At 55.0% G+C, this 24,126-nt stretch carries 24 protein-coding genes; 15 read left to right on the top strand and 9 right to left on the bottom strand.

Features of this window, described 5'->3' with window-relative positions:
- Positions 1-79: 79 nt before the first annotated feature.
- Both QEH59_RS08400 and QEH59_RS08395 read right to left on the bottom strand, forming a co-directional pair.
- Positions 80-2,197, bottom strand: coding sequence for a TonB-dependent receptor (locus QEH59_RS08400; protein WP_308984922.1), 2,118 nt, complete (start codon positions 2,195-2,197; stop codon positions 80-82).
- 52 nt (positions 2,198-2,249) lie between these two features.
- Positions 2,250-2,621 (bottom strand): hypothetical protein, encoded by a 372-nt coding sequence (locus QEH59_RS08395; protein WP_308984921.1) that lies wholly within the window; start codon positions 2,619-2,621, stop codon positions 2,250-2,252.
- A 102-nt stretch (positions 2,622-2,723) separates the two neighbouring features.
- On the opposite strand from QEH59_RS08395, the gene QEH59_RS08390 reads away from it, so the two are divergent.
- The 3 genes from QEH59_RS08390 (at position 2,724) to QEH59_RS08380 (ending at position 5,536) form a co-directional block, all read left to right on the top strand.
- On the top strand, positions 2,724-3,968 hold the full coding sequence (locus QEH59_RS08390) for a DNA recombination protein RmuC (protein WP_308984920.1): 1,245 nt from the start codon (positions 2,724-2,726) through the stop codon (positions 3,966-3,968).
- Positions 3,969-4,382: 414 nt separating this feature from the next.
- Entirely contained in the window at positions 4,383-5,246 is an 864-nt protein-coding gene (locus QEH59_RS08385; protein ID WP_308984919.1) for a hypothetical protein, read from the top strand.
- Positions 5,243-5,536, top strand: a complete 294-nt coding sequence (locus tag QEH59_RS08380; protein ID WP_308984918.1) for a Smr/MutS family protein — start codon at positions 5,243-5,245, stop codon at positions 5,534-5,536. Before QEH59_RS08385 ends, QEH59_RS08380 begins: the two co-directional genes overlap by 4 nt.
- Positions 5,537-5,708: 172 nt before the next feature.
- On the opposite strand, the gene QEH59_RS08375 is transcribed toward QEH59_RS08380, so the two are convergent.
- From QEH59_RS08375 to QEH59_RS08365, 3 genes are all read right to left on the bottom strand, one after another.
- Positions 5,709-7,181 carry a TrkH family potassium uptake protein gene (locus QEH59_RS08375; RefSeq protein WP_308984917.1) on the bottom strand — a complete coding sequence of 491 codons (1,473 nt, stop codon included), beginning with the start codon at positions 7,179-7,181 and terminating at the stop codon, positions 5,709-5,711.
- Between the two features lie 3 nt (positions 7,182-7,184).
- Positions 7,185-8,534, bottom strand: a complete 1,350-nt coding sequence (gene trkA, locus QEH59_RS08370; RefSeq protein ID WP_308984916.1) for a Trk system potassium transporter TrkA — start codon at positions 8,532-8,534, stop codon at positions 7,185-7,187.
- A gap of 153 nt (positions 8,535-8,687) precedes the next feature.
- A complete protein-coding gene (locus QEH59_RS08365) occupies positions 8,688-9,611 on the bottom strand; it encodes an aldose epimerase family protein (RefSeq protein WP_308984915.1) in 924 nt (307 codons plus the stop codon).
- A 389-nt stretch (positions 9,612-10,000) separates the two neighbouring features.
- Between QEH59_RS08365 and QEH59_RS08360 the strand changes: the two genes are divergently transcribed.
- The 9 genes from QEH59_RS08360 (at position 10,001) to QEH59_RS08320 (ending at position 18,247) form a co-directional block, all read left to right on the top strand.
- The gene (locus QEH59_RS08360; protein WP_308984914.1) at positions 10,001-11,521 is read left to right on the top strand and encodes an NfeD family protein; all 1,521 of its coding nucleotides are present in this window, start codon (positions 10,001-10,003) and stop codon (positions 11,519-11,521) included.
- Positions 11,518-11,982 (top strand): NfeD family protein, encoded by a 465-nt coding sequence (locus tag QEH59_RS08355; RefSeq protein WP_308984913.1) that lies wholly within the window; start codon positions 11,518-11,520, stop codon positions 11,980-11,982. Before QEH59_RS08360 ends, QEH59_RS08355 begins: the two co-directional genes overlap by 4 nt.
- Positions 11,979-13,010, top strand: coding sequence for a flotillin-like protein FloA (gene floA / locus QEH59_RS08350; protein ID WP_308984912.1), 1,032 nt, complete (start codon positions 11,979-11,981; stop codon positions 13,008-13,010). The genes QEH59_RS08355 and floA overlap by 4 nt, the downstream gene beginning before the upstream one ends.
- 67 nt (positions 13,011-13,077) lie before the next feature.
- Complete coding sequence (locus QEH59_RS08345) at positions 13,078-13,440, top strand: four helix bundle protein (protein WP_308984911.1); 363 nt, start codon at positions 13,078-13,080, stop codon at positions 13,438-13,440.
- Between the two features lie 98 nt (positions 13,441-13,538).
- Entirely contained in the window at positions 13,539-14,204 is a 666-nt protein-coding gene (locus QEH59_RS08340) for a hypothetical protein (protein ID WP_308984910.1), read from the top strand.
- Positions 14,205-14,283: 79 nt separating this feature from the next.
- Complete coding sequence (locus tag QEH59_RS08335) at positions 14,284-15,219, top strand: hypothetical protein (RefSeq protein WP_308984909.1); 936 nt, start codon at positions 14,284-14,286, stop codon at positions 15,217-15,219.
- 110 nt (positions 15,220-15,329) lie between these two features.
- Positions 15,330-16,388 carry a hypothetical protein gene (locus QEH59_RS08330; RefSeq protein ID WP_308984908.1) on the top strand — a complete coding sequence of 353 codons (1,059 nt, stop codon included), beginning with the start codon at positions 15,330-15,332 and terminating at the stop codon, positions 16,386-16,388.
- A 15-nt stretch (positions 16,389-16,403) separates the two neighbouring features.
- Entirely contained in the window at positions 16,404-16,946 is a 543-nt protein-coding gene (locus QEH59_RS08325; RefSeq protein WP_308984907.1) for a hypothetical protein, read from the top strand.
- A 245-nt stretch (positions 16,947-17,191) separates the two neighbouring features.
- Positions 17,192-18,247, top strand: a complete 1,056-nt coding sequence (locus QEH59_RS08320) for a transposase (protein ID WP_308984906.1) — start codon at positions 17,192-17,194, stop codon at positions 18,245-18,247.
- Between the two features lie 30 nt (positions 18,248-18,277).
- On the opposite strand, the gene mnmM is transcribed toward QEH59_RS08320, so the two are convergent.
- The gene (gene mnmM / locus QEH59_RS08315; RefSeq protein WP_308984905.1) at positions 18,278-18,838 is read right to left on the bottom strand and encodes a tRNA 5-(aminomethyl)-2-thiouridylate-methyltransferase MnmM; all 561 of its coding nucleotides are present in this window, start codon (positions 18,836-18,838) and stop codon (positions 18,278-18,280) included.
- The gene (locus QEH59_RS08310; protein ID WP_308984904.1) at positions 18,829-19,953 is read right to left on the bottom strand and encodes an NAD(P)/FAD-dependent oxidoreductase; all 1,125 of its coding nucleotides are present in this window, start codon (positions 19,951-19,953) and stop codon (positions 18,829-18,831) included. The genes mnmM and QEH59_RS08310 overlap by 10 nt, the downstream gene beginning before the upstream one ends.
- Positions 19,954-20,076: 123 nt before the next feature.
- Here QEH59_RS08310 and QEH59_RS08305 point away from each other — a divergent pair, with 123 nt between their 5' ends.
- The 3 genes from QEH59_RS08305 to QEH59_RS08295 are packed head-to-tail and all read left to right on the top strand — an operon-like array spanning position 20,077 to position 23,108.
- On the top strand, positions 20,077-20,520 hold the full coding sequence (locus tag QEH59_RS08305; RefSeq protein WP_308984903.1) for a YraN family protein: 444 nt from the start codon (positions 20,077-20,079) through the stop codon (positions 20,518-20,520).
- Between the two features lie 2 nt (positions 20,521-20,522).
- Positions 20,523-22,076 carry a glucose-6-phosphate dehydrogenase gene (gene zwf / locus QEH59_RS08300; RefSeq protein WP_308984902.1) on the top strand — a complete coding sequence of 518 codons (1,554 nt, stop codon included), beginning with the start codon at positions 20,523-20,525 and terminating at the stop codon, positions 22,074-22,076.
- A 45-nt stretch (positions 22,077-22,121) separates the two neighbouring features.
- Positions 22,122-23,108 (top strand): glucose-6-phosphate dehydrogenase assembly protein OpcA, encoded by a 987-nt coding sequence (locus QEH59_RS08295; protein ID WP_308984901.1) that lies wholly within the window; start codon positions 22,122-22,124, stop codon positions 23,106-23,108.
- On the opposite strand, the gene QEH59_RS08290 is transcribed toward QEH59_RS08295, so the two are convergent.
- Both QEH59_RS08290 and QEH59_RS08285 read right to left on the bottom strand, forming a co-directional pair.
- Positions 23,105-23,605: a peroxiredoxin gene (locus tag QEH59_RS08290; RefSeq protein WP_308984900.1), complete on the bottom strand. Its 501-nt coding sequence runs from the start codon at positions 23,603-23,605 to the stop codon at positions 23,105-23,107. The genes QEH59_RS08295 and QEH59_RS08290 overlap by 4 nt on opposite strands.
- A gap of 36 nt (positions 23,606-23,641) precedes the next feature.
- Entirely contained in the window at positions 23,642-24,019 is a 378-nt protein-coding gene (locus QEH59_RS08285) for a Crp/Fnr family transcriptional regulator (RefSeq protein ID WP_308984899.1), read from the bottom strand.
- Positions 24,020-24,126 lie beyond the last annotated feature (107 nt).

Raw genomic sequence — 24,126 nt, 5'->3', positions numbered from 1 at the left:
GTAGTTTCGGCCTGACAAAAAAAGAGCCAGACCGGACATAGAGTCCGATCCAGCTCATTTGAAACATAGTTTATGTGCTCTAGAACTGTAACCGAGCGCCGATGGTCACATTGCGGCCAGGCAGCGGCGCGACATCCTTGATGTAGGAGGTGTGGTTACGGATTACTTCGTCCAGTAGGTTGTCGGCCTGCGCGAAGATGGTCAGATCAATGCCGTTGCCGAGTAGGAAGGTGTAGGCGAGGTTGGCCTTGAGCTCGGTGTAGCCATCTGTCTCGGTCTCGAGCGGTGCAGTGTCGTTTTGGTCGAAGGCGTGGCGTAGTCGCAGGCCTGCATCCCAATTGCCGTGTGCCAACTGGATCTTGCCGCCAAGCCGCAAGGGCGGGATGCGGGGCAGGTCGTTGCTGCTGTCACGATTTTCGGCGCGCACATAGTCGCCCATGATGCCGATGCGTAATTCGCTCTCTTCACTGCGGTAGAGGATGCGCTCGAGCTCGGCTTCGAAGCCATAGAAATTTGCATCGACGTGATCGTACGCGTAGGTGTCTAGCTCGGTGTCGATTCCGAGTGCGGTGGCATCGCTCTCTGCGGCGTAGATGTAGTCATCGAAGTAGGTGTAGAAGATCGAAGCGGTGGCTTCCCATTGCTCGCCCTGAAAGCGGTAGCTTAGGTCGATCCCATAAGCGGTTTCAAGCCCTAGGTCGTCATCGCCGAGCTCATACTGGCTGGTCGCAATGTGCTCGCCGTCGGCGTAGAGTTCAGTCGACGTAGGGTGACGCTGTGAGCGTTGCAAGGACAGTGCCAGTGAGTTGCGTGTATCGATGGTGTAGATGATGCCGGCAGCCAGGCTCATCGCGACATCACTGTAGTCCGAGACGCCCTTGGCGTCGATCTGCTGAGTTTCCAGACGGCCGCCGAACTCGTAGTGCCAGGCGCCGCGGTGGATTTGCTCATTGATGAAGATGGCTTGATTGCTGGTTTGGGTAGCAGGACCAAAGGCCGCGCCTTCTTCGCCTTGGGCTTCGAAGTCCGTATCCGAGGTTTGAATACCAAAGATGCCTTCGTCGATGAAGGCCCATTCGCGGTGCGCGATTTCGCCTCGCAGCTCCCAGCCGTCACGTGAAAATACGGTGCCGGTTTCGTCGCCTTCGAGTTCGGTGTGCTGGTAGTCGGTGTATCCGAAGCGGAAACGCGCGGCTTCGATCCAGTCAATCGGATCGAATAGAGCCAGCTCTAGGTCGAAGCGCTTGCGTTCGAGATCGATGGCGACGCTCTCTTCCTCTTCTTCATGGTCATCATCATGGTCGTCGTCATCTTCATCATGATGTTCATGCTCGTGGCCAGGCACGCCGTAATAAGAGTCGTAGACGGAAAAGGAGGCACCGATGTAGTTGTGCTCACCAAAGAACCAGGTGCCGCCCGCGGAGTAGGATTCGGTCTCGACGAAGCTGCTCGCTAGCTCGTCGCCGCTTTCTTCTTCGTGCGCTTCCTCATTGTGATCGTCGTCGTCATCATGATGTTCTTCTTCTTCGTGGATGGCTTCGGCGTCGCCAGCGATCTCGTAGTTGTCGGCATTGCGCTTGAGACCGGTCAGACTGAATGTCCAGTTTTCGCCGCCTACTGTGCCGTAGCCGAGGTGAGTCTCTCCGTTGGATACGCTGTCGTAGCGGGTTTCGATCGCGCCTTCGTAAGCTTTCGGGTCGACGCGTTCGCGTGGAATTTCTTTACCCATAACATTGACCACTCCGCCGATCGCTGAGCTGCCGTAAAGTAGGGTGGAAGGACCGCGTAGGATTTCTATTCGATCGATCAGCAGCGGCTCGACGGAGACTGCGTGGTCGGGGCTGGTTTCGGATACGTCGAGTGAGCCGAGGCCTGATTCGAGGATGCGCACGCGTGGCCCATCAAAGCCACGTATGATTGGGCGGCTGGCACCACCGCCAAAACTGGTGGCGGTCACGCCGGGCTGGCCGTCGAGTAGCGCGCCGAGGCTGCTGCCGCCTTCTTGCTGGATGTCCGCCGCGTCGAGCGAGGTGAACGGACTGCTGTAGTCTTCGATCGAGCGGGCCACGGGGCCGGCTGAAACGACGTATTCCTTCAGCTGGTAAACGGGCTCTGCCGTTGCAGCAAGCTGTGCGCTAAGCGTGTGGGAGGAAGCGGCGCAGACGAGCAAACCGCTTTTTATTAAAAAGCTATTCATTGTTTTGAAATCTAAAGTTGAGCGTGCAGCGGGATGATTGCTGCGTTGTTGTCTAAACTATGATTTCAAAAGGGGGCGCGCGGGCACTTGACAGTAATTGAGTCTGGGGGGGCGTGCTGCGTTCACGGACGGCCTCAAAGTCGATGCGTGCATACGTGGCGCGCTCGGGGAGCACTGCGCTGTCCACAGTGGCCATGGCTCCTTGGATGGCAATGACCGCACAATAGTGCGCGCTGTTGTCGCTGTTGTCTTGCTGTTCTGAGTGTGCGGCGTCGTGGCTCTTGCAGTCGTTTTTTGCGTGCAGCCACGAGTGCAGTGCTGGGCTGACGCCTGCGAGCGATAGAACAAATATCCATACCGTGAGCATCGCAATCAACACCCGTAGCGGGGCTGAGTGTGGTGCGGGTTCTGGAGCGGACTTCATCCTGCAACGGCGATAACGAGATCGCGACTGCTGTCAAGCGATGTCCAGTTTATCTTTTGAATCCACCATTGCCAGCTCTGATAAACTAGGCTGAATGCATGTATGGATTTGATTGTTGGATTAGTTGTGGGGCTCCTGCTAGGCGCGGCCTTAGTTTACTTCTTACTCAATCGCGCCCATGCGAAAACCAAGGAGACGCTTGCACGTCTCGAAGCTCAGCGAGATGCGGAGCTTCGTGCGGCGGCTGAAAAATTGACGCTGCTGCAGGACGCGCAAGCTCGCTTGCAGGAGAGCTTCAAGGTGCTCTCGTCTGAGGCGCTTTCAAAGAATAATGAATCCTTTCTCAGCCTGGCCAAGACGACGCTGGAGAAATATCAAGCCAGCGCACAGGGCGATCTGGATAAGCGACAAGCTTCCATCCAGCAGACCGTCGAACCCGTCAGCCTGGCGCTCAAAGCTTTTAACGAGCGGGTGGAGCGCATCGAGACACGTCGCACCGCGACTGATGCTAGCCTGCAACAGCAACTCCAGCAGCTAGCTGAGTCACAAGCGAAACTCAGCAAGACTACGGGGAGTCTAGTGCAGGCGCTGCGTGCCCCACAAGTGCGCGGCCAGTGGGGCGAAATGCAACTGCGCCGCACCGTCGAAATGGCGGGCATGGTCAATCGGGTGGATTTCTTAGAACAGGCCTCGGTCGATACCGCCGATGGCCAGCGTCAGCGTCCCGACATGTTGATCAATCTACCCAACGGTCGCCAGGTCGTGGTCGATTCCAAGGTGCCGCTGGCCGCCTACCTCGACGCCCTCGAAGCCGACGACCCCGCTGTGCAGACCGCTCGCATGCAGGCGCACGCACGCCACATCCGCGAGCACATCAAGGGGCTCTCCGCCAAGTCGTATTGGGCCCAGTTTGAGAATACGCCCGAGTTTGTCGTGCTCTTCATACCCAACGAAACCATCTTCAGCGCCGCGCTAGAGCAAGATCCCGCACTGATTGAGCTGGGAGTGGACAACAAGGTCATCCTCGCCACGCCCACCACGCTCATTGCACTGCTCAAAGCGATCGCCTTCGGCTGGCAGCAAGAAGCCATCGCCCGCGAGGCCAAGGAGATCGCCGCCCTGGGCAAAGAGCTCTACCAGCGCATCAGCATCGTCACCGGCCACTTTACTAAGCTCGGCAAAAGCCTCGAGCAATCCGTCGGTCACTATAATAAAACGCTCAACTCCATCGAAAGTCGCCTAATGGTGACAGCTAGGAAGTTTGAAGCCTTAGACAGTGCCGCCCCCGAGCCCCTCCCCGAGCCAAAAGGCATCGAAAAGATCCCAATCCTGCCACCAGGCGACTAGTGCCAGATCCGGGGACCGCAACTCTCCCGAGTTGCTGCGCGTCAGAGTCAGCCGCCGCAGCGAATGCGGAGATTCGCGAGCCCGGTACCGCAACTCTCCCGAGTTGCCCCACGTCGGAGTCAGCCGCCGCAGCGAATACGGAGATTCGCGAGCCCGGGACCGCAACTCTCCCGAGTTGCTGCGCGTCAGAGTCAGCCGCCGCAGCGAATACGGATTTCGCGAGCCCGGGAACGCAACTCTCCTGAGTTGCTCCGCGTCGGAGTCAGCCGCCGCAGCGAATGCGGAGATTCGCGATCCCGGGAATGCAACTCTCCCGAGTTGCTCCACGTCAGAGTCAGCGCGCATTCCACCATTGCCATTCAGCAATCTTTACATAACGTTCATTCACAGCCTAAGTTAAGTTTGAGCGAGTCATTGCTCATTGACGCCCGTCCCTCCTTCAGCCCTAATCAAGTGTCTCAATCGTCGCCAGACCCCAACAGTCCTGGCGTCTGGCATTCAAGAGGTTACTTGCCTCATTTTGAAAGCCAGGTGCGCACACAGCACGTCACCGTGCATTTATCGGACAGCTTACCTCAATCTGCGATCGAGCGCATCGATCAAGCGATTCAGAGTCTTCCCGACGAAGCGCGAGCGATCGAGCGCAGAAAGCGCTTACATGCGTGGATTGATGCCGGTTATGGTTCCTGTATATTAAAGGAACCCGCCTTAGCCCAGATCGTGGAAGGCGCATTTCATTTTTTTGATGGTGAGCGTTATCGTTTATATGCGTGGGTGGTCATGCCCAACCACTTCCATGTCTTATTTCAACCCATGGCAGGGTGGACAATGGCTGAAACGCTAGCTTCATGGAAAAAGTATACAGCGACTGAGATCAAAAAATGGCTAAGAGCGAATACGGAGATTCGCGAGCCCGGGAACGCAACTCTCCCGAGTTGCCTTACGTCGGAGTCAGCTCCCGCAGCGAATACGGAGATTCGCGATCCCGGGAACGCAACTCTCCCGAGTTGCTCCGCGTCAGAGTCAGCCCCCGCAGCGAATACGGAGATTCGCGATCCCGGGAACGCAACTCTCCCGAGTTGCTCTACGTCAGAGTCAGCCGCCGCAGCGAATACGTCCGACAAGTCACCGTTATGGCATTCAGAATACTGGGACCGTTATATCCGTAACGAAAAACACTTTCACGATGTGATCGCCTATATCGAGCAAAACCCAGTTCAAGCTAAACTCTGCGCATCACCGAGCCAATGGCGTTTTAGCAGTGCCTACCAATCATGAACCAAGATCCCAACGAAGACCCCATCGAGTTTGAAATCACCGACGAGCTCGACCTCCACACCTTCCGACCCTCTGAGCTCGGCGACCTAATACCCGATTACATCGAGCTCGCTTTGGAAAAAGGCTATCATCGAGTGCGCATTATCCACGGCAAAGGCATTGGCACCCTGCGCGAGACCGTGCACACACTTTTAAGGCGCGACACACGCGTTAAGAGTTTCCAGTTAGCCGACCAGAGCGAAGGCAGTTGGGGCGCCACCGTAGTGCAGCTCCGCTGGAAGCAGGAATGAAGGAACGTTGAACATCGAACGTCCAACATCGAATTTTTGAATGTAGGACTCCGCCGTCGGGCGTTCAAAGCGAGTGAAGAGTCTCGTCAGACGGGTCCTAGTCTCCCGCAGCCCTGATCGCAATTCACCATTGGACGTTCGACGTTCAATTCCTCCTCCGTTCTCCCGTTTCCTACGAAAACCGCTTCCAAGCCGAGGGCATAAACAGTACCAGCACTGCGTACAATTCCAAGCGCCCGAGTATCATCAGTAGCGACAAGAAGATCTTGGTGCTACTGCGCAGAAACTGAAAGTTCTCGGCGGGGCCCACTTCTTGAAAGCCGGGGCCGATGTTAAACAAGGTCGCTTGCACACTGGAAAAGACCCCCATAAAGGACAGATGCGGCTCGTTGGCTGATACAAAGAGCATGGCCAGCAGTTGTAATGCTGTCATTAAAATGATGAAGAGCACCACACTGTGAATGGCGCGCTCGCTCAGGGTTTGTCCCCCCATGCGCATCGGGATGGTGATGTTGGGCCGGAAGGCGTGGGTGATACTGCGCATCGCCGCACGTAGCGCGATCACGATACGCACGACCTTGACGCCGCCACTGGTGGAGCCCGAGCAGCCGCCGACGAACATGATCAGTAGCAAGGTCATTTTAGCGGGCGGAAGCCAGGTGTCGAAATTTGTGGTGGAAAAGCCTGTAGTTGTGATGATCGAGACGGATTGGAAGGCGGCCACCCGCAGCATCGTGTGGTCGGGCAGTTGCCCGGTTAAATCGACGAGGAAGACGATCAGTAGCAGGGTGCTGCCTACGATGATTCCGTAAAACCAGTAAACTTCATGATTCTGCTTGAGTATGTGCGTCTGCCCGCGCATGAGTCGGATCATATAAACAAAGGTCGTTCCGCTCAGTGCCATGAAGAGGATCGAGAGCCATTCGAGCGTGGGACTTTGGAATTGCTCCATACTCATTGGTTCGGTGCTGAATCCACCAGTCGAAATGGTGGTCATTGAGTGATTGATCGCTTGAAACCAATCCATTCCGCCCAGTTTGTAGGCGATCGTGCAGGCCAGTGATATGCCGAGGTAAAAGAGCATCAACTGTAAGGCACCGCTTTGAATGCGCCCGTGGTCAAAGTCGGCTGAGGTGCCGGAGGATTCGTTACTAAATAGAATTTTCGCCCCCGCACCCAGCGAGGACAAGATGGCCACGAAAAACACCACTACGCCCAAGCCGCCCACCCACTGACTCAGCGAGCGCCATAGCAGCAAGCTCTTGGGAAACTCATAAAAGTTGGAATAGGCGGTCGCCCCGGTGGTGGTGAGCCCGGACGCGCTTTCAAAAATTGCATCGGCAAAGCTGCCGCTGGTTTCAGTCAATGCATAGGGCAGGGCGCCGATGAATGTGGCGAGGATCCATGAGATTCCGATTGCACATAGCGCTTCACGCCGGAAGAGTTTGGCTTCTCCCTTGCGGCCGAGCATATGGAAGAGTGCGGCCACGCTGATCGATATGCCCACCGTGCTCAGTAGGGCTTGAACTGAATCGTCGTGTATTGATTCCCCGAGCAGTAAGCCTGTGCCCGCACATAGCGCAAATGCGGCCGCCAGTGCCAGCAGCACCATGCTCAAGAGTTTGTAAATGATCGCAGTGTTCACGGATTAAACTAGGCTCGCCATCACGGCTTTTTGCTGTGCTTCACTCACGATCACCACCACTCGGTCGCCCGCTAGAATCACGTCGTCGGCAGCGGGCACCTTGGCTTTGAATTTGTGTAGCAGTGCCACAAAGACTGCGCCCGCCGGTAGTTGGATGTCCTTGACCTTCTTGCCCACGCACGGGCTGGAGTGGGTGATGCGCACTTCCACGATTTGACCATCACCACCGGGCACCGTGGCCAGCGTGGCGCTGGAATCAGCGGACAAGTTGCGCAGCATGAATTCAGCCGTGGCCTGGCGTGGAGACACCACCACTTCAATCCCCAGCATCGTCTTCAAAATACCGAGTAACTGGTCGTAGTCGCCCTTGTTGATCACCAGCTGCACATGATTCGCCCCGAGCTTGGCCGCCTGTAGGCAGGTCAAAATGTTCTCTTCATCATCCTTGGTACAGGCTACGAAATAATCCGCACTGCCGATCTGTTCCTCCTCCAATAAGCGTAGCGAGGTGGCGTCGCCATTGATCACGGTGATGTCGGGGAAACGCTCGGCCAGCGAGCGGCACTTCGCCTTGTCTTTTTCGATGACCCGCACTTTGAAGCGAGGGTTGGTTAAGAGCCGGATCAAACTGATCGCTGTCTCGCTGCCACCAAAGAGTACCACCCGCGCGATGTCGATTTTGTGCTTCGGATCAAAGCGTTCGCGCAATGTGAACAGTACCTCCGGGTGCCCAAATAGAGTCACCATATCGCCTTCTTGTAGGATCGAGTCCGCGCTGGCCACCTCCGAACTGCTGTCGCGTTGGATGAAGCCGATACGCACCCGGGCGTCCAGTTTCAGATCCTTGAGCTTTTTTCCGATTAAGCGCGAGTTGGGCGCCACTTCTTGGAGCTGCACCTCGATTTGACCACGCGCAAAGTTCTCCACCGCCACCCGGCCGGCACTGCGGATTTCCTTGGCCAGCTCCACCGCGCAAATCGCCTCGGGATTCACCAGCAGGTCGATCCCGAAGTGCAGTTGGTAATTGATCACTGAGTTATCGCTGAAGGTCTCGTCATGGATGCGGGCGATCGTATTCTTGGCCCCCAGCCCCTTGGCCAGTGAGCAAGAGATCACATTCGTGCGGTCATCGCTGGTCATCGCCAGAAAGGCATCGCAGGAGGCTACATCCACATCCACTAGTTGACGCGCCGAGCTGCCGTTGCCGGTGATGATGCGTGCATTTTGCTCCTCGTCCAGCTTCTCACAGCGCACCTCCGATTGTTCGATCAGAGTGACGTTGTGGCCCGCAGCCGACAAAGTCGTGCACAGATTATGGCCGACTTCTCCGGCGCCTATAATAATGATCTTCATATTGAAAACGCCGCATTGTGACGGCCCTGTGCTGCATTTCCAGAGTTAAATTCGCCCTCAATCCGGCATCCGTAGGCAAGCTGCCAAGGCTAAATTCGGAGCTTGCAGCTGAGGTAAGTCGCGCTGCCTGTGTGCAGCCGCGCCACATTACATCTACATGCCGACTTCCACTCCAAAAGTGGCGTGTTCTCCCGCGTTTACCGCATGTAGGCCCTTTTTGTGTTCCGGACTGTTGGGAGGTCCCATCCACGGTTCGACACAGTAAAATGGACTGTCCACTGCTTCCGTCCATACCACGAAGGCATTCCAGGTGGAGTACGTATTAGAGTCGTTCAAGATACGAATCCTGATGTCCTCCTCGCCGCCATTCGGGCCGAAGGCCGCAGTGTCTCCTTTTAAACGAGTGTAGATTCGGTCGTTATTCGCTGGATTCCCAAACGAGCAGTCCTTGTCCCAGCCCTTCGCCACAGGTAGCAGCGAGCCATCCGGCGCGTGCGTAAAACATTTTTTGGCCGGAATGTCAAAGCGGTAGTCGCTGCGAAGCAGGCCCCCATGCCAGGGCAGGGTGAAGTAGAAGTGGTGCCCCGCTGACCATAAGATCGGCTCGTCCCCCAGATTATCCAGTCGCAGATAAACCTTAAATGAAATTTCCTCGAAAACATAGCGCACCGTGAAACGATAATTAAACGGGTACGCCTCCTGCGCAGCAGCGTCCGGCTTCAGTTCTGCTGTGAATCCGGTTTCATCGATCGTCACGATTTCAAACAATCCTTCCCGTGCAAAGCCATGATTCGGCATCGGCCGGACCACGCCCTTCGCATCTTTCCACTGCCCGATTTTGCCCGCATGAAACGTGCGCGCCGAGAAGGGGAATAAGATCGGATTTCCGCCGCGCACTTTAGGGAAGTTGTCGTAGTCCGCGTGTTCGGGCCAATGGATCACATCGCGCACCGTGCCATCTGCCATACGTAGATTCCAGTTCATCAGGCGTGCGCCCAGTTCCGGGCGTGCCAAAAAGGTCGAGGGCCCACAGCTCCAGCGATGCAGCTGCACCCCATTATAATCGATCGTCTCCATCACATCTTTCTAAGCACAGCTTTCCTAATAGTGAAAGCCGAAACGCACCCATCCCGTAAGCCCGGGCTCGCAAATCTCCGCATTTGCAGCGTCCGCCCAAGCCCGCGTCCGCCCAAGCCCGCGTCCGCCAAGCCAGCGTCCTCCAAGCCCGGGATCGCAAATCTCCGCATTTGCAGCGTCTGCCCAAGTCCGCGTCCGCCCAAGCCCGCGTCTGCCCAAGCCCGCCCACCGAGCAAGCCTCAACGTTCCTTCCTTCTTTTCTTTATCGCCCAACCGTACTTGCGTTTGCCCGCAAGTCTTTCAAGATAGCGTTTACCATGTCGCTTCGTCCACTTACGGCTCTATTTTTATTCCTTACGCTCGGGCACTTCGCCCTGGCTCAAAAGCCTGTGTCCAACGACGAGCCCACCGAGCCCACCGAGCCCACGCCTGCCGCAGCCTCCCAAGCTTCATCTGACGACCCTGCCGTCACCCCAGACCCTGCTGTCACTTCCGGGCCCATCGATGTCTACGTCATTCCCATCACCGACGCCATCAATAAGCCCAACCTCTACATCCTGCGCCGTGGACTCAAAGAGGCCATCACCAACCAGGTCGATATGGTGCTGCTGGATATGGATACCCCGGGCGGACGTGTCGACTACACCATCGAAATGATGGAAATGCTGGCCAAATTCGACGGCATCACCGCCACCTATATTAATCCGGACGCCATTTCCGCTGGCTCTTTCATTGCCTCCGCCACCCAAGAGATCTATTTCGCGCCCCAGGGGAAAATGGGCGCCTCCGCCGTCATTCAGGGCGGCGGTCAGGACGTGCCTGAAACTGCTCGCATGAAGGTCGAGAGCTACCTGCGCGCCAATATTCGCAGTATCACTGAAGACTACCCCTACCGCTCCGATGTTGTGCGTGCCATGCTGGATGCCGATTTTGAGCTCAAAATCGACGATCAAGTCATCAAGCCCGCCGGTGAACTGCTCACCCTCACTGCAAAGGAGGCCATGCGCGAATACGGCGAGCCCGCACAGCCCTTGCTCGCTAGTGGTATCTACGACTCAGTCGATGCCCTGCTGGATGCTCGTTTCGGTGTCGGGCAGTATGTGATCAAAGACTTTCACCTCACTTACTCCGAGGTGCTGGCCAAGTGGATGAATACCTTTGCGCCAGCGCTGCTCGGCATCGGGCTGCTCGCGCTCTTCTTTGAATTCAAGACCCCCGGCTTCGGTGTCTTCGGTATCGCCGGCATTGTCCTGTTGGGCGTCTTTTTTATGAGCCAATACATCGCCGGTCTCGCGGGCAACGAGGTCATTCTCTTCTTCGCCCTCGGCGTCATCCTGGTCTTGGTCGAGCTATTCTTCTTTCCCGGCACCCTCATCTTCGCCCTGTCGGGACTGGCGCTTATCTTTGGTTCCTTGCTCTGGGCCATGGTCGATGTTTGGCCCGGCGAGCCGATCAGCGTCTCGCCCCAACTGCTGGCCGAGCCATTGGTCAATCTCGTCTTCGGCCTGTCAATCGCTGTCGTGGGCGTCTTTATACTGTCCCGCTTCTTTCCTGGCTCATGGATGGAAAGCAAACTCGTGCTCGCCACCGCCGCTGGTGGCAACAGTCAAAACCTTCGCGCCCAGCGTGAGTCGCAGTTTCCGCCTGTCGGCAGCCTCGGTGTTGCCGTTACCGACCTCTTTCCGAGCGGTCGGGTAGAAATCGAAGGCCGCCGATACGACGCCCGCAGTGCCCTTGGCAGCATCGACTGCGGGGCCACGGTCCAAGTCCAAAAGGCCAGCGCCTTCGGCCTAATCGTCACTGCCCCAAGGGAGGGCGGATGCCCCCATCCGCCGCCGGAGGTTGCCGCCACCCCCGAAAACACCACGCTTCCGAGCGGCTCGCCCTCATCCCAGGAGGCCCAATCATGAGCACCATTATCGGCCTCCTCGTCGCAGCCTTTGTGCTTGTCTTCTTCGAAGTCATCCTGCCCGGCGGCGTGCTCGGCGTCCTCGCTGCGCTCTGCCTCATCCTCGCCACCTGGATCGCCGGCGTGCAGTTCGGTGCCGGCGTCGCCATCCTCACCTTTGTCGGCTCAGCCATCGCGATCGCCTTGCTCGTCTATATCGAATTCAGACTCTTGGCCCGCACCTCACTGGGACAGGCGTTCTTTCTGAAATCTTCCGTTTCCGGGCATTCGAACACGGCCCCGGCCGAGGCCTCTATTGTCGGGCAAGACGGCATTGCATTGACTCGTTTGAATCCGAGTGGAAAGGTTGCAATCGACGGCCAGGCCTACGAAGCTTACTCGCAGGACGGCTATATCGATGCTGATCAGCCCATTCACGTCGTTTCCCAGGATAATTTTAAACTCATCATCAAAAAACTATGACTATTAGTACCCTCCCTATCGCCCTTGCCGGTTGGCAGCTCGGCGCCGCCGCCATTCTTGGACTCATCCTCCTGATTGGCTTCTTTATCATGATCACCTTCTTTAGCATCTGGCTGCGCGCCTTGCTTTCGGGGGCAGCCGTCGGCTTTCCCACCCTCGTCGCCATGCGCCTGCGCGGCGTGCCCGCCTCGCTGGTGGTCGATGCCCGTATCACCGCTGTCAAAGCCGGCATCGAAATCAGTGCCAACGAGCTCGAAGCCCATTACCTCGCCGAGGGAAATGTTATCCAAACCGTGCAAGCACTCATCGCCGCTGATAAGGCCAATATCGCCCTCGACTGGCAGCGCGCCTGCGCCATTGACCTCGCGACTAAAGGCACCGGCAAGTCCGTGCTGGAAGCCGTGCGCACCTCCATCAATCCTAAAGTCATCGAGTGCCCCGCTTCCGGCAGTGGGCGCTCCACCATCGATGGCGTCGCCAAAGACGGCATTCAGGTAAAAGCCCGCGCCCGTGTCACCGTGCGTTCCAATTTGGACAACTACGTCGGTTCCGCCCTTGAAGAGACCATTATCGCCCGTGTCGGTGAGGGCATCGTCACCACCATCGGCTCGGCCGATTCCTACAAGTCCGTGCTCGAATCCCCCGATAGCATTTCCAAAGTCGTCTTGCAGCGCGGCCTCGATGTCGGCACCGCCTTTGAGATCCTCTCCATCGACATCGCCGACGTCGACGTCGGCGAGAATATTGGCGCCCAACTCCAAGAGTCCCAAGCCGAAGCCGACAAGAACGTCGCCCAGGCCAAGGCCGAAATGCGCCGCGCCGCCGCCGTTGCCCTCGAGCAAGAAATGAAGGCCCGCGTCGAAGAGATGAACGCCAAGGTCGTCGAAGCCGAAGCACAAGTGCCCCTCGCACTCGCCGAAGCCTTCCGCAGCGGCAACCTAGGCGTCATGGACTACTATCGCCTCAACAACATCAAAGCCGACACCGACATGCGCGACAGCATCTCCAAAGGCGACGAGAAGAGTTAGGTCTTTTTTTGATTAATGATGAATGATGGCGGATTAATGATTAATGATGAATGATGGAGGATGAATCATGGCGAATGGAGGACTCTTAGACTTTGAGCAGATGGAGGTCTGGCAGGATGCTCAGGACTTGGCTGTCGATGTCTATGGCGACTTTCGTGCCTGTCGTGACCTTACCTTTGTCGATCAGATTAAGCGCGCTGCTGTGTCGATTTCCAATAATATTGCAGAGGGTGCCGAGCGCTCGACAAAACCGGACTTTGCCAGATTCCTCGATATAGCCAAAGGATCTACCGGCGAAGTCAGGAGCATGTATCATCTAGCAGAGCGATTGAAATTCGTGGAGGAATCCACCGCCAACCAGCGCCGCGATCAGTGCGAAAGCATTTCCCGGCAATTAGGCGGCTTTGCCAAACATCTACGTAAAAAGTAATCCCCCATCATTCATCCCAGATCCCCCATCATTCATCATTAATCCGCCATCATTCATCATTCATCATTCATCCCAGATCCACCATCATTCATCCCTAAATGGACAATCTACTCGAATACATCATCCCCGTCATTTTCGCGGCCATCTATTTCTTTGGAAACATGCTTTCCAAGAATGCCGACGAGGATGAGGCGGCGCCCCTCCCGGGCCAACGCAGAGGCGAGCTCGACCCCGAGGTCGCCGAGCGTCAGCGGCGCATTCAAGAGGAAATTCGACGTAAAATCCTGCAGCGGCGTCAAGAAGGCCAAGAAGGGCAGGGGACCGGTGAGCCTCAGGCGGCCGAGCGCGCACCGCAGACCCGCATGTCTGAGCCCCTGCGTCGCTCGCAACCCACACCAGTCGAACGCCCCTATCAGCCATCCAAACAAGAGCGCCAGCGGCAGTCCGAACCGGAAACACCCATCTATCAGGCTCCCTCCCCCGCTCAGTCCTCCGGCGAATACGATATCCAAGCCAAATTAGAGCAAATTGAGGCCACTAAGCGCCGTGCCGAAAAGCTCAAAAAGCAGGCCCGTGCCTCCGACGCCAAGGCGCTGCCCCATCGCAGGCCCAGCGCCGCCACAGGCAGCCGCCGTGCATTGCGAGGCCCTGTGCGCCGCGTGTTGCGCGATCCTGCCGCCGCCCGCGCCGCCTTTATCTATGGCGAAGTTCTCGGGCCCCCCGTCACTCAACGAAAGTCGCCTAGCGTTCCCGGGCTCGCATAGCCCCTAGCTGTCTGTCCGCCCCTCAAGTCTTCTCCATAGATGACTTGCGCCCCCTCGCGTCGCGAGTTACATCACGCGCATGCCACGCATACTCTTTCTAGTCGCACTGCTCACTGCCCAATTTTCACTGCCCACGCATGGCGCAGCCGAATCAGTCCAGCCTGCCGAGTCCGACTACCTCGTCTCTATCGAGCGCGTGCAGCCAATGGACACCACTGGCCTCGATTCTGGCCTGGCCACTGTGCTGCGAAATTATTATCAGCGCAGCTTAGGCGGTTTGGAAAATTGGCAACTGCTCGAAAGCCTCCGTTTCGACGGCACACTCCAACTGCCACAGGGCGCCCTGCGTTTTACCGCCTTTAAGAAAAAGCCCAATCTCTGCAAAGTCGTCATCTACGTCCGCGGTGAGCGTGTCGTGATGAGCTACGATGGGCGCGATGCCTGGCAGCTCAACACCCTGCAGGGCGATGGGCAGCCCATGGATATGCCACCCGCCGATGCCCTCAATTTTATTCGCGACGCTACCACCACCGGCCACCTGCTCTATCCCCTGATCGCGGGCAAGACCATTTCACTCCTCGGCACCGCCGATGTCGAGGGGCAGCGCGCCTATCATTTGCACGCCCAACTACCCGATGGCCAGGAAATACAATACTTCCTGGATATGACCACCTTTAAGGAAATTCGTCAAATCGTCATCAATAACGTGACAGGCGCTGAAGAGGTCACCACTCACAGCGATTTCCGCACAATCGAAGGCATCCGTATTCCATTTACCAGTGTGCTCACCATTGGTGGCAAGCAAGTTCACCAGTCCCAACTGGATCGCGTGCAGGTAAATTTAGGGCTGACTCCGTGGATGTTTAAGCGTCCTGCTGTCCCCTCAAAACTCACCGAACCGCCACCACAGCCTAGTGTCGAGCCATTGCTCAATGTTGATTTGATACAGCCAAATTCCAGTTTTCAGTCTCAATCAGCTCCCTCATTCTTCGAAGTTGACCCGTTGACGCAATGAATGCCACGTTTGTAACGGGCTTGTTAATTGTAGTTTACAGCGGTTTTTGAGGCTTTTTTGTACTTGTAAGCCGTTAGTACTCCAACAGTATTAGCCTCACCACTGACCTTATGAGAACTTTATTAAAAACATTCGCCCTCCTCTCAAGCGCAGCCCTTTGCAGCCTATCAACGCTCTCTGCTGTGACAACGGATCCAGTGGGATACGTAACATGGACTATCGAGGAGGGGACTGGTAACGCACGTAATATTTCTCCTCTTGGAATCCCTCTTTACATGCCGTCTGATAACGTTACAGGCATTTCTAGAGGTGTTATTACTGGCGTATCATCTGATAATATAACGGTTGCGGGTGCTGGCTGGCTGGCTGGTGAGCTCTCATCTGAGGCTGCTCCATATATTATACGTATAACATCTGGGCTTGCTTCTGGGAGGAATTTACTAGTTTCAACTGATGCTAGTGAAGCTAATACCACAGATACTCTTACTATAGATCTTGTTGCCTCCGATGTGGATGTTTTGACATCTTTAGATATTAATGTTGGTGTTGATACCTTTGAATTGGTTGAGTGCGATACGCTGCTTAGTATGTTGGGCACTCCTAGTGATGGGGCTATTATTGGTGGCTCTGATTTTGATTCAGCTGATAATATTTGGCTTCTTGATTACAGCGGCAGCTGGAAAAAATTCTATTATGATACAGATGTAGATTCTTGGGTTAGGAATATCCGAGGATTTCCTGCTGCAAATAATGAACCGTTGTTGCCTGATAACGGGTTGTTGGTTCTCAGGCAGGCTACTCAGACTACTGAGCTTATTCTTACTGGTACTGTCCCTAGTTTAGGTCGGCAGATGACTATCAATAAGGCCGGTTTAACTGTCCTTGCTAATTCATTTCCTGTAGATATGCAGCTAAGTGATGTTGGACTTGAAAGTATTCCGGATTGGGAATCATCATCTGATGCCGATTTGGCTGATATTGTTTTCGTGCGCGATGGTAATTCATGGAAAAGGTTTTTTCATAACGGAAGTGAGTGGGTTGAGAATGTTCGTGGCTTTCCTAATTCCGACGATTTTATGATTGCTATAGGAAGTGCTATTATTGTTCAAAAGAAGACAGCCACTAGTTCGGACGTCACTTACACTCAAGTTTTGCCTTATACACTTTAATTAAAAACTATTTATATGAAAAAAAAATGTCTAATTCTCTTTAGCGTGTGTCTCGGTTACACGCTTAGTGCGATTACTATTACGAATTTTGGGACGGGTGCATGGGCAGATTCTGATTTTACCAATTTTTCGGTAGACTCTCAAGATGCTAATGGTCTTGCTTTTTCTGGAGCGGACACAAGTGTTTTGAGCGGTGATGTCCCATTGGTTGATCTTAGCAGTGTATGGGGCAATGACTTAACATTAACGGGAAACGTTACTACTAATCCTGGAACAACTTTTAGTGTGATCCTATTTGATGAGGAGTTCCAACAAGCACAATTTAGTGGAGGATCTTGGACAGATTTAGAGTCAGGCCTAGCTGTTCTCTCTCTTACTAGTGTTGGTGATAGTTTTGATTTTAGCCGAGTAATTGGAATAGACATAAATGGAGGTGGGTTAGGAGACGCTTTAGTTGCGAGTCTTACAGGTGCAACTATTGTCCCCGAGCCATCTGCCTACGGTGCGATTGCTGGATTTCTTGCTTTGGGTTGGGTGATGCTGCGTCGCCGCGGCTAGTTTGCTGAACTTCGAGTAAAATCATTTTTTCAAAGCCCTTCGATTTAGATCGGAGGGCTTTTTTGTGTACGCCCGGCGGGCGCACGGACACGCTCGAGCGGATGCTGAAAATTGATAAAAGGCGGTGACTCACTCCGCAAGGGGACGCGCGCGCCCAAGCTACGGCATCGCGAGCGATCCCCAGGCAGGCCGCCGCTGGCAAATCACTGCCCTGACGAACCAAACACCGCGCACCGTAACAAGTAGTGCCTGTCCCTACTTTTGTAGTTTACATCAGCTCGCGAGACTGCTTGAGTGGATGGATGAGGGCGAATCGGGTAAAAGTTATTGGGTCGACTGCCAGTTATCACTGTATGACGCGCACGGTGAATGGTGAGAGCTTGTTTGGGCAGCGTGAGCAAGAGGTGCTGCGCAAGATGATTTGGCAGGTGGCTGATTTCTGCGGGGTGAATGTTTTGACCTATTGTGTGATGTCGAACCATTTTCATGTGCTGGTGGAAGTGCCTGAAGCGCAGGATGTTTCCGATGCGGAATTACTGCAGCGCTATAAAGTGCTCTACCCGCAACCGACAAAGTATCAGGAAGCTTCGATTAAGGTGCTGGCCGCCGACCTGGCGGCTGGTGGTGAGGCGGCGGAGGCGATTCGACAACGTCTGTTGCTGCGCATGGGGGATGTTTCGGAGTTTATGAAAACGGTGAAACAACGCTTTACGATTTGGTACAATAAGTCGCATCAGCGCTTTGGCACGCTGTGGGCCGACCGTTTTAAATCGGTGTTGGTGGAGGGCGCTGGTAATGCCTTGCAGACAGTGGCCGCGTACATTGATTTGAATCCGGTGCGCGCGGGAATCGTAGCTGATCCAAAGGATTACCGTTGCTGTGGTTATGCGCAAGCGGTGGCGGGGGATGAGCGGGCCTGCGATGGCCTGTTGCGTATTTGGTCCGACCATGTCGGCGCTGATCGATCCCCAGCAGCTGCGCTGCAGGCGCATCGTTCTCTAATATTTGGTAAGGGCGCCGATCCGTGGGAGGTCAAGGGGCGTCGGATGAATCGCAGTCAGGTGGCACAAGTCATTGAAGAGCAAGATGGGGTGCTGCCCAGGGCCGCGGTCTTGCGCTGTCGTGTGCGTTATTTCACTGACGGGGTGATTTTGGGCTCTGCCGAATATGTGCGGGGCTTTGTGAGCACGGTGCAGATGGAGTGTAAGCGTAAGCATCCTCCCAAGGTGAACGCTCTCAAAGGGGCGGCCTGGGGGGATATGGCTGTGATTCGCAGCCTGCGGGAGACTGTGTTCTCGTAGTGCGTTTGCTGCGCTTGGCTTTAGAGCACACTAGCGCTTATGCAGTACCCAAAGTATGGGAGGGGTGTTGTTTGCCTGCGGTTCATAGCACTCGAGGAGGTGGCCGCTGTTTTCTTGCAAGCGCATCCAGGTTTCTACGGCTTGAGATTCTTCAGCACCACCGGGATGGCCTCGGTAGGCGGTGACGCAGAGCAACCCCGCGGGGCGTAGTAAGTGGAGCGAGGCTTCGAGGGCTTTGCGTGTATTGTTGGACTGTGTTTGCACGGCTTTATCGCTGCCTGGTAAATAACCGAGATTGAAGACGACGGCGGTGACGCGTTCACCCTGTGACGGGCGCAGTGCTTCGAGTTGCGCGGCGTGGTCGCTGGTGTAGAGCGTGACGTGCTGCTCCAGTCCTTGACTAATTAAGCGTTGGCGGGTCGACTCGATGGCGCTTGCCTGGATGTCGATGGCGATCACATGTCCTGCTGTGCCGGTCTGCTCGGCGAGGAATTGGGTGTCATGTCCGTTGCCAGCTGTGGCGTCGATGACCAGGTCACCAGGTTGTAGCTGTTCTGCGAGGATTTGATGAACTTTTTCAGTTAAGCGCATGCGTTTGTATCGAGGCGCGCCAGATCGACTTCAGTATCGATGGGCGCATGGGTGAGTAGGTGATTCACGAGTTGTTGGCTCATGGCGGGTGCGGTGGAGGCACCCTTGGAGCCTAATCCGTTGAGCAGGTAGAGGCCCGCCTGAGAGGGGTGGGCTCCGATGATTGGGCGACTGTCGCGGGTGCTGGGGCGGACGCCAGCGAGATGAGTGGTGATTTCAATGCGGTGCGATTCTTTGAGTGCTGCGTGAGTGGCTGCCAGTAGTTCTGCTTTGCGCGGCGCGGTGGGTGTTTCGCTGAGGTCGGCCTCGTCGTAAGTTGCTCCCACGCGAAAGCTGCCATCCGGGTAGGGTAATAACCACTTCTTGTGATGATACAGTTTGTGCGGGAGCTGTAGGGTGGGGCTGTGGCAGAGGAGGGTTTCGCCTTTGGCTGGTTGTAAGGCTATGTTGGGAAACCAAGGATTGTGCATGGCCGCCGCGCCTTCGCAGAAAATAACTTTTGTTGCGTATAGGTCTTGGTACTGCCAGCCGTCGGTTGTTGGCTGTAGCGCGCTGTGGTGAAAGGTTTCATCGCGAAATAGACCTTGTTGTGCAAAGGCGGTCCGTAGGTGTGTGACCAGTTTGGGCAGCTCGATATAGGCCGCCTGTTCGATGCCGAAGCTACCATGAGGATCGTTGAAACCGGGCGCGGCTTCGCCAGGCGCGAAGTAGCGGCTGAGCACATTATGGTAGCGCGGATTGCGTAAGCGACGGCCGAGTCGCTTGATGTCATCTGCATTCTGGCAAAAACGAACTTCAGGAATGCGGTGAAAGACTTGTATGCCGAATTGTTGTTCGAGGGCCTGATAAGTGGCCTGAGCCTCGGGGAGCAATTGATCAAAATTCCAGGTTTTTGTCATCCAGCGACCGGTGACCGGGTTGATCACGCCGGCGGCAACCTTAAAGGCCGCGGGCATGGCGGTGCTGCCGAGCAAGAGGAAGTGCTGGCCAGCTTGCTGGAGTCGCCAAGCAAGTAGGCAGCCTGCAAGGCCGGCGCCGACGATGAGATGGGGTGTATGACTGGAAGATGAGGTGCTGATGAATGTATGCTGAATGCTGAAGGCGTCGGGGAGCAAGACATTGTGTGCAGTTGCACGTCAGCTTGTTTCTCGCGAGTGGTAGTGGGAGCTTGGAGGGTGGCGGAGCCTTTGGTTCTAGGTTGCCTGTTGGGAGGACTTGTCTAGAAGAGGCGCTGAGCAATGAGTATTTTTAATAAGCTGCGTGATTTATTTTGTCGTCGGCCACGCAAATTGGGGCCGAATAGCTCGCGAGCGGAACGGGGACAGTTTGGTGAAGACCTTGCTGCGGCCTATTGTCGGCGTGAGTTAGGCTATCGGATAATCGCTCGCAACTGGCGCTATAAGCGGGCTGAGCTGGATATTGTTTGTTTGGATGCGGGCGTGTTGGTTTTTGTTGAAGTGCGTGCGCGGGCGGCCCATGCGCTGGTGGGTGGATACCACTCAATTGACGCTCGTAAGAAGAAGGTATTGCTGCGCGGGTGTAAGTCCTATATAAATCGGTTGCAAAATCCGCCGAAACACGTCCGTTTTGATGTGATTGAGGTATCCATCTCTGATGAGGGAGAGGGATGCGTTCGCCATTATGGCAATGTGCCACTTTTTTCTAAACATTACACTGACTAAGTATGAGTCCTGATATTGACGAAGCGAGACACCCCTTTTTGAAGGGATTAAGTAAACATCGTGGTGCACCGCCTACGGTGGTCGTAATTTTTGGTGCCTCGGGCGATTTAACGGCACGTAAGCTAGTGCCTGCGATTTTTAACCTTGGGGTGGATAATTTGCTTCCGGGGGAGTTTCACCTGATTGGTTTTGGACGTAAGCCGATTGCGGATGAGGATTTTCGTGTGATGATGGATGAGGCGATTGCGGAGCATTCACGTCGTCCATTGAACAAAGAGATTTGGGAGCGGGTGCGGCAGAACATGTCGTATCACTCGGGTGGCTATGATGAGGCGGCTGCTTTTGATTCTCTGGCTGAGAAGATTAATCAGATCGAAAAAGACCTGGGGCGTGATATGCAGCGGATGTTTTATGTATCAACGCCGCCGAGTGTGTTTGAGCCGATTATAGAGAATTTGGGCTCGAGTGGTATGGCGCAAGCACATGTGCATACGAAGTTGGCATCGAAGGTGGTGATCGAGAAGCCGTTTGGCCGTGATTTGGAGTCGGCGCGTGAGTTGAATAAGGTTATTAATGGAGTGTTTGAAGAACCACAGGTTTATCGGATCGACCATTATTTAGGTAAAGAGACGGTGCAGGACTTACTGGTGCAGCGTTTTAGTAATTCAATTTTTGAGCCTTTGTGGAATCGTGAGTACATCGATTGTGTGCAAATCACGGTGGCCGAAAGTTTGGGTGTCGGCTCGCGTGGTGGTTATTATGACACCAGTGGAGCGTTGCGTGACATGATTCAGAATCATACCATGCAGTTGGTCGCACTGACGGCGATGGAGCCACCCGTTTCCTTGGATCCGGAATCGATTCGCGATGAGAAGGTAAAGGTGATCAAGGCGATCCAGCCTTTGAAGCTTGATGTGGATGGGGGCGACGTGGTGCGTGCCCGCTACACGAATGGCCTGGTCAAGGGCGAACCCGTTAAGGGGTATGCGGAAGAGCAGGGGATTCCTGAAGACTCTTCGACGGAGACGTATGCGGCGATGCGCTTAGCAATTAATAATTGGCGCTGGCAGGGAGTGCCTTTTTACATTCGTTCGGGTAAGCGTATGGCGCGGCGTGCGAGTGAGATTGCGATTCAGTTTAAGCGTCCTCCCGGTATTTTGTTTTCGGAGGGGGACAAGTTTAACGTGGCCGCCAATACTATGGTGATCAGCATTCAGCCGGATGAGGGGGTGACGATTGTTATGAACTCTAAGATTCCTGGTCTGGAGACGCGCACGCAACCTGTGAAGATGCACTTCCGCTACTCGACGACTTTTGGCTCGAACACACCGGAAGCTTATGAGCGTTTGATCTTAGATGCGATGGTGGGTGATAGTACGTTGTTTATTCGAGGCGATGAGACGGAGGCTTCGTGGAAGTTGGTGACACCTGTGCTGGAAGACTGGGAGCAATGTGGTGTGCATGGACTGAAGGAGTATACCGCTGGTTCGTGGGGGCCACTGGAGAGCGAGCGTCTACTGTGGGAACGTGGGCATCAATGGCGTCGTTCCGGTTGATTGGCTGGTGGCACTGTCTCGACAATGAAAATGTAATTTCTGTTTATGAAAGATTTAATCGACGTATTGCCAGGTATTGATCTGCCCGTGGGGGAGGTGACGAGTCGTCTTGACCGGATGTGGGAGAGCGATACAGCGGGATCGCCGTCGGCCTTCCGTGCGTCGCAGATGAATGTGGTCTTGCATTTTGGCTGGGCTGTTTCGGCTGAAGAGGCGCATGAGCGCTTTGAGGCCTTGCTGACTTTTGCGCAGCGCTATCCGAGCCGGATTATCGTACTTTGTCCTTCCAGTGAGATTTCGGATGGTTCGATGCGAGCGAAATTATTTAGCCAATGTTATATTGGTGATTCGCATCGTGAAATGTGCTGCTGTGAGGCTTTGATACTGGGTTATCAGCCTGAGAACTGTGGGTATTTGGCCAATCAGGTGTCTGTGTGGCTAGAGCCGGACCTGCCGAGCTATCATTGGTTTTGCGGAGTGCCCGGAGAGCGTATCGAGCAGTATTTTGACAATCTGCTGCTGGGGGTACGTCGTTCGATTTATGATAGCAGCTATGAGGGGCGGGACCTCAACCAGCTGAATTGGCCTGAAAGTGGACGGATCGGCGACCTTGCCATGGCGCGCTTGTTGCCAGTGCGTCAAGCGATCGGTCAATTTTTGAGTGGTTATCAGATCGGTGAATTGTGTCGCGGCCTAGAGGTGGTTCGCGTGCGACATGGTGCCTCTATGTCTGGCGAGGGTTTACGATTGATGGAGTGGGTGCGCGATTGCTTGAGTGATTGCCAGCAGTATCCGGATTGCTCCGTGCGGGAGGTCGAGTATGCAGTGGAAGCCTATGATGACAGCGACGCGGAGTGTGCCTTGAGTTTAGAGTTTGTCTACACGGATGGCCGCTATCTGCGGTGGCGTAAATTCTGTGAGGGGCCGATGGGTGAGATTGAGGCATCTTTGGGGAAGTCGGTGGAGAAAATTTCGACGCGAGTGAAGCCGCTGGGAGCGGAGCAGGCGCTGGCGGAAGCCTTGTTTTTCTAGGGATTTTGGAGTTCGTCGAGCGCGGCAAGCACTTCGGCGGCTTGTTGGCTGGTGGCTGCTTTGAGGTCGCGCCAGACGAGTGTGCCATCTTTAAAAATGTACGCTTGGCGGCTGTAGCGTCCTTTTCCAAAAGCTTCGCAAACTTCGCCTTCGGGGTCGGCGATGAGTGTGAAGGGGAGCGTGTGTTTGGCGCGAAACTCGGCCTGGAGCTCTGCTTTGTCGGTGGATACGCCGAAGATCTGGACATCGCGTGACTGCAACTCGTCCCAGGCGTCGCGAAGGCTGCAGGCCTGTGCGGTGCAACCCATGGTCATTGCTTTGGGGTAGAAGAATACCAGCGTGGTACCACGGGCGAGTGCCGCACCCAGATCGATGGATTCTCCCTGATCATTGATGGCCTGTATTTGTGGTGCCGAACTGCCGATCTCCAGCGGTTCAGAAAACAGTAGGCTATGGAGAAAGGAGAAAATCATGATGGCTGTGAGGGATTTGAGCATTTCGACAATTGAGTGGTTGGTCGGTGAATCGAACGTTTACTTGGTGGTGTCGGTCCAAAAGGCAGACATGTTGGATAAGTCGGCAAGCTTTTGGGTGGTGCGTTCGAGGCGGCTGGCGAGAGTTTGCATGATTTTGACAGCGATTTCCGGATGTTGTTGCACCAGACTGTCCAGGTCGGGACATTCGTATTTGGTGACTTGGGTCTGGCTGCGGGCTCTGATGGTACAGGTGCGGGCGTCGTTGAGTATTTCGCCGATCTCCCCGAAGATCGTGCCTGGGTACATCAACACGTTCAGCATGACATCATTCTTCAAGACTTCGACAGCACCTTTTTCGAGAACGTAAAAACCCTTACTCTGTTCCCCTTGTTTTAGAATAACTTCTCCGATTCTGAATTCTTCGATAGTTTGCATATACTCGCATGAAATGACTGGACTCGACTTATGCAAGGCAATGCCTGAGCATATCCTTTGAATCGAATAGCGTTGACGGTCTTTAGCGCGGATTTAACACACTTATC

The sequence above is a fragment of the Thalassobacterium sedimentorum genome, assembly GCF_031127905.1.
Classification (GTDB): domain Bacteria; phylum Verrucomicrobiota; class Verrucomicrobiia; order Opitutales; family Coraliomargaritaceae; genus Thalassobacterium; species Thalassobacterium sedimentorum.
Note: the sequence above shows the minus strand (reverse complement) of the source record. Positions and strands in the feature narration are given on the sequence as shown.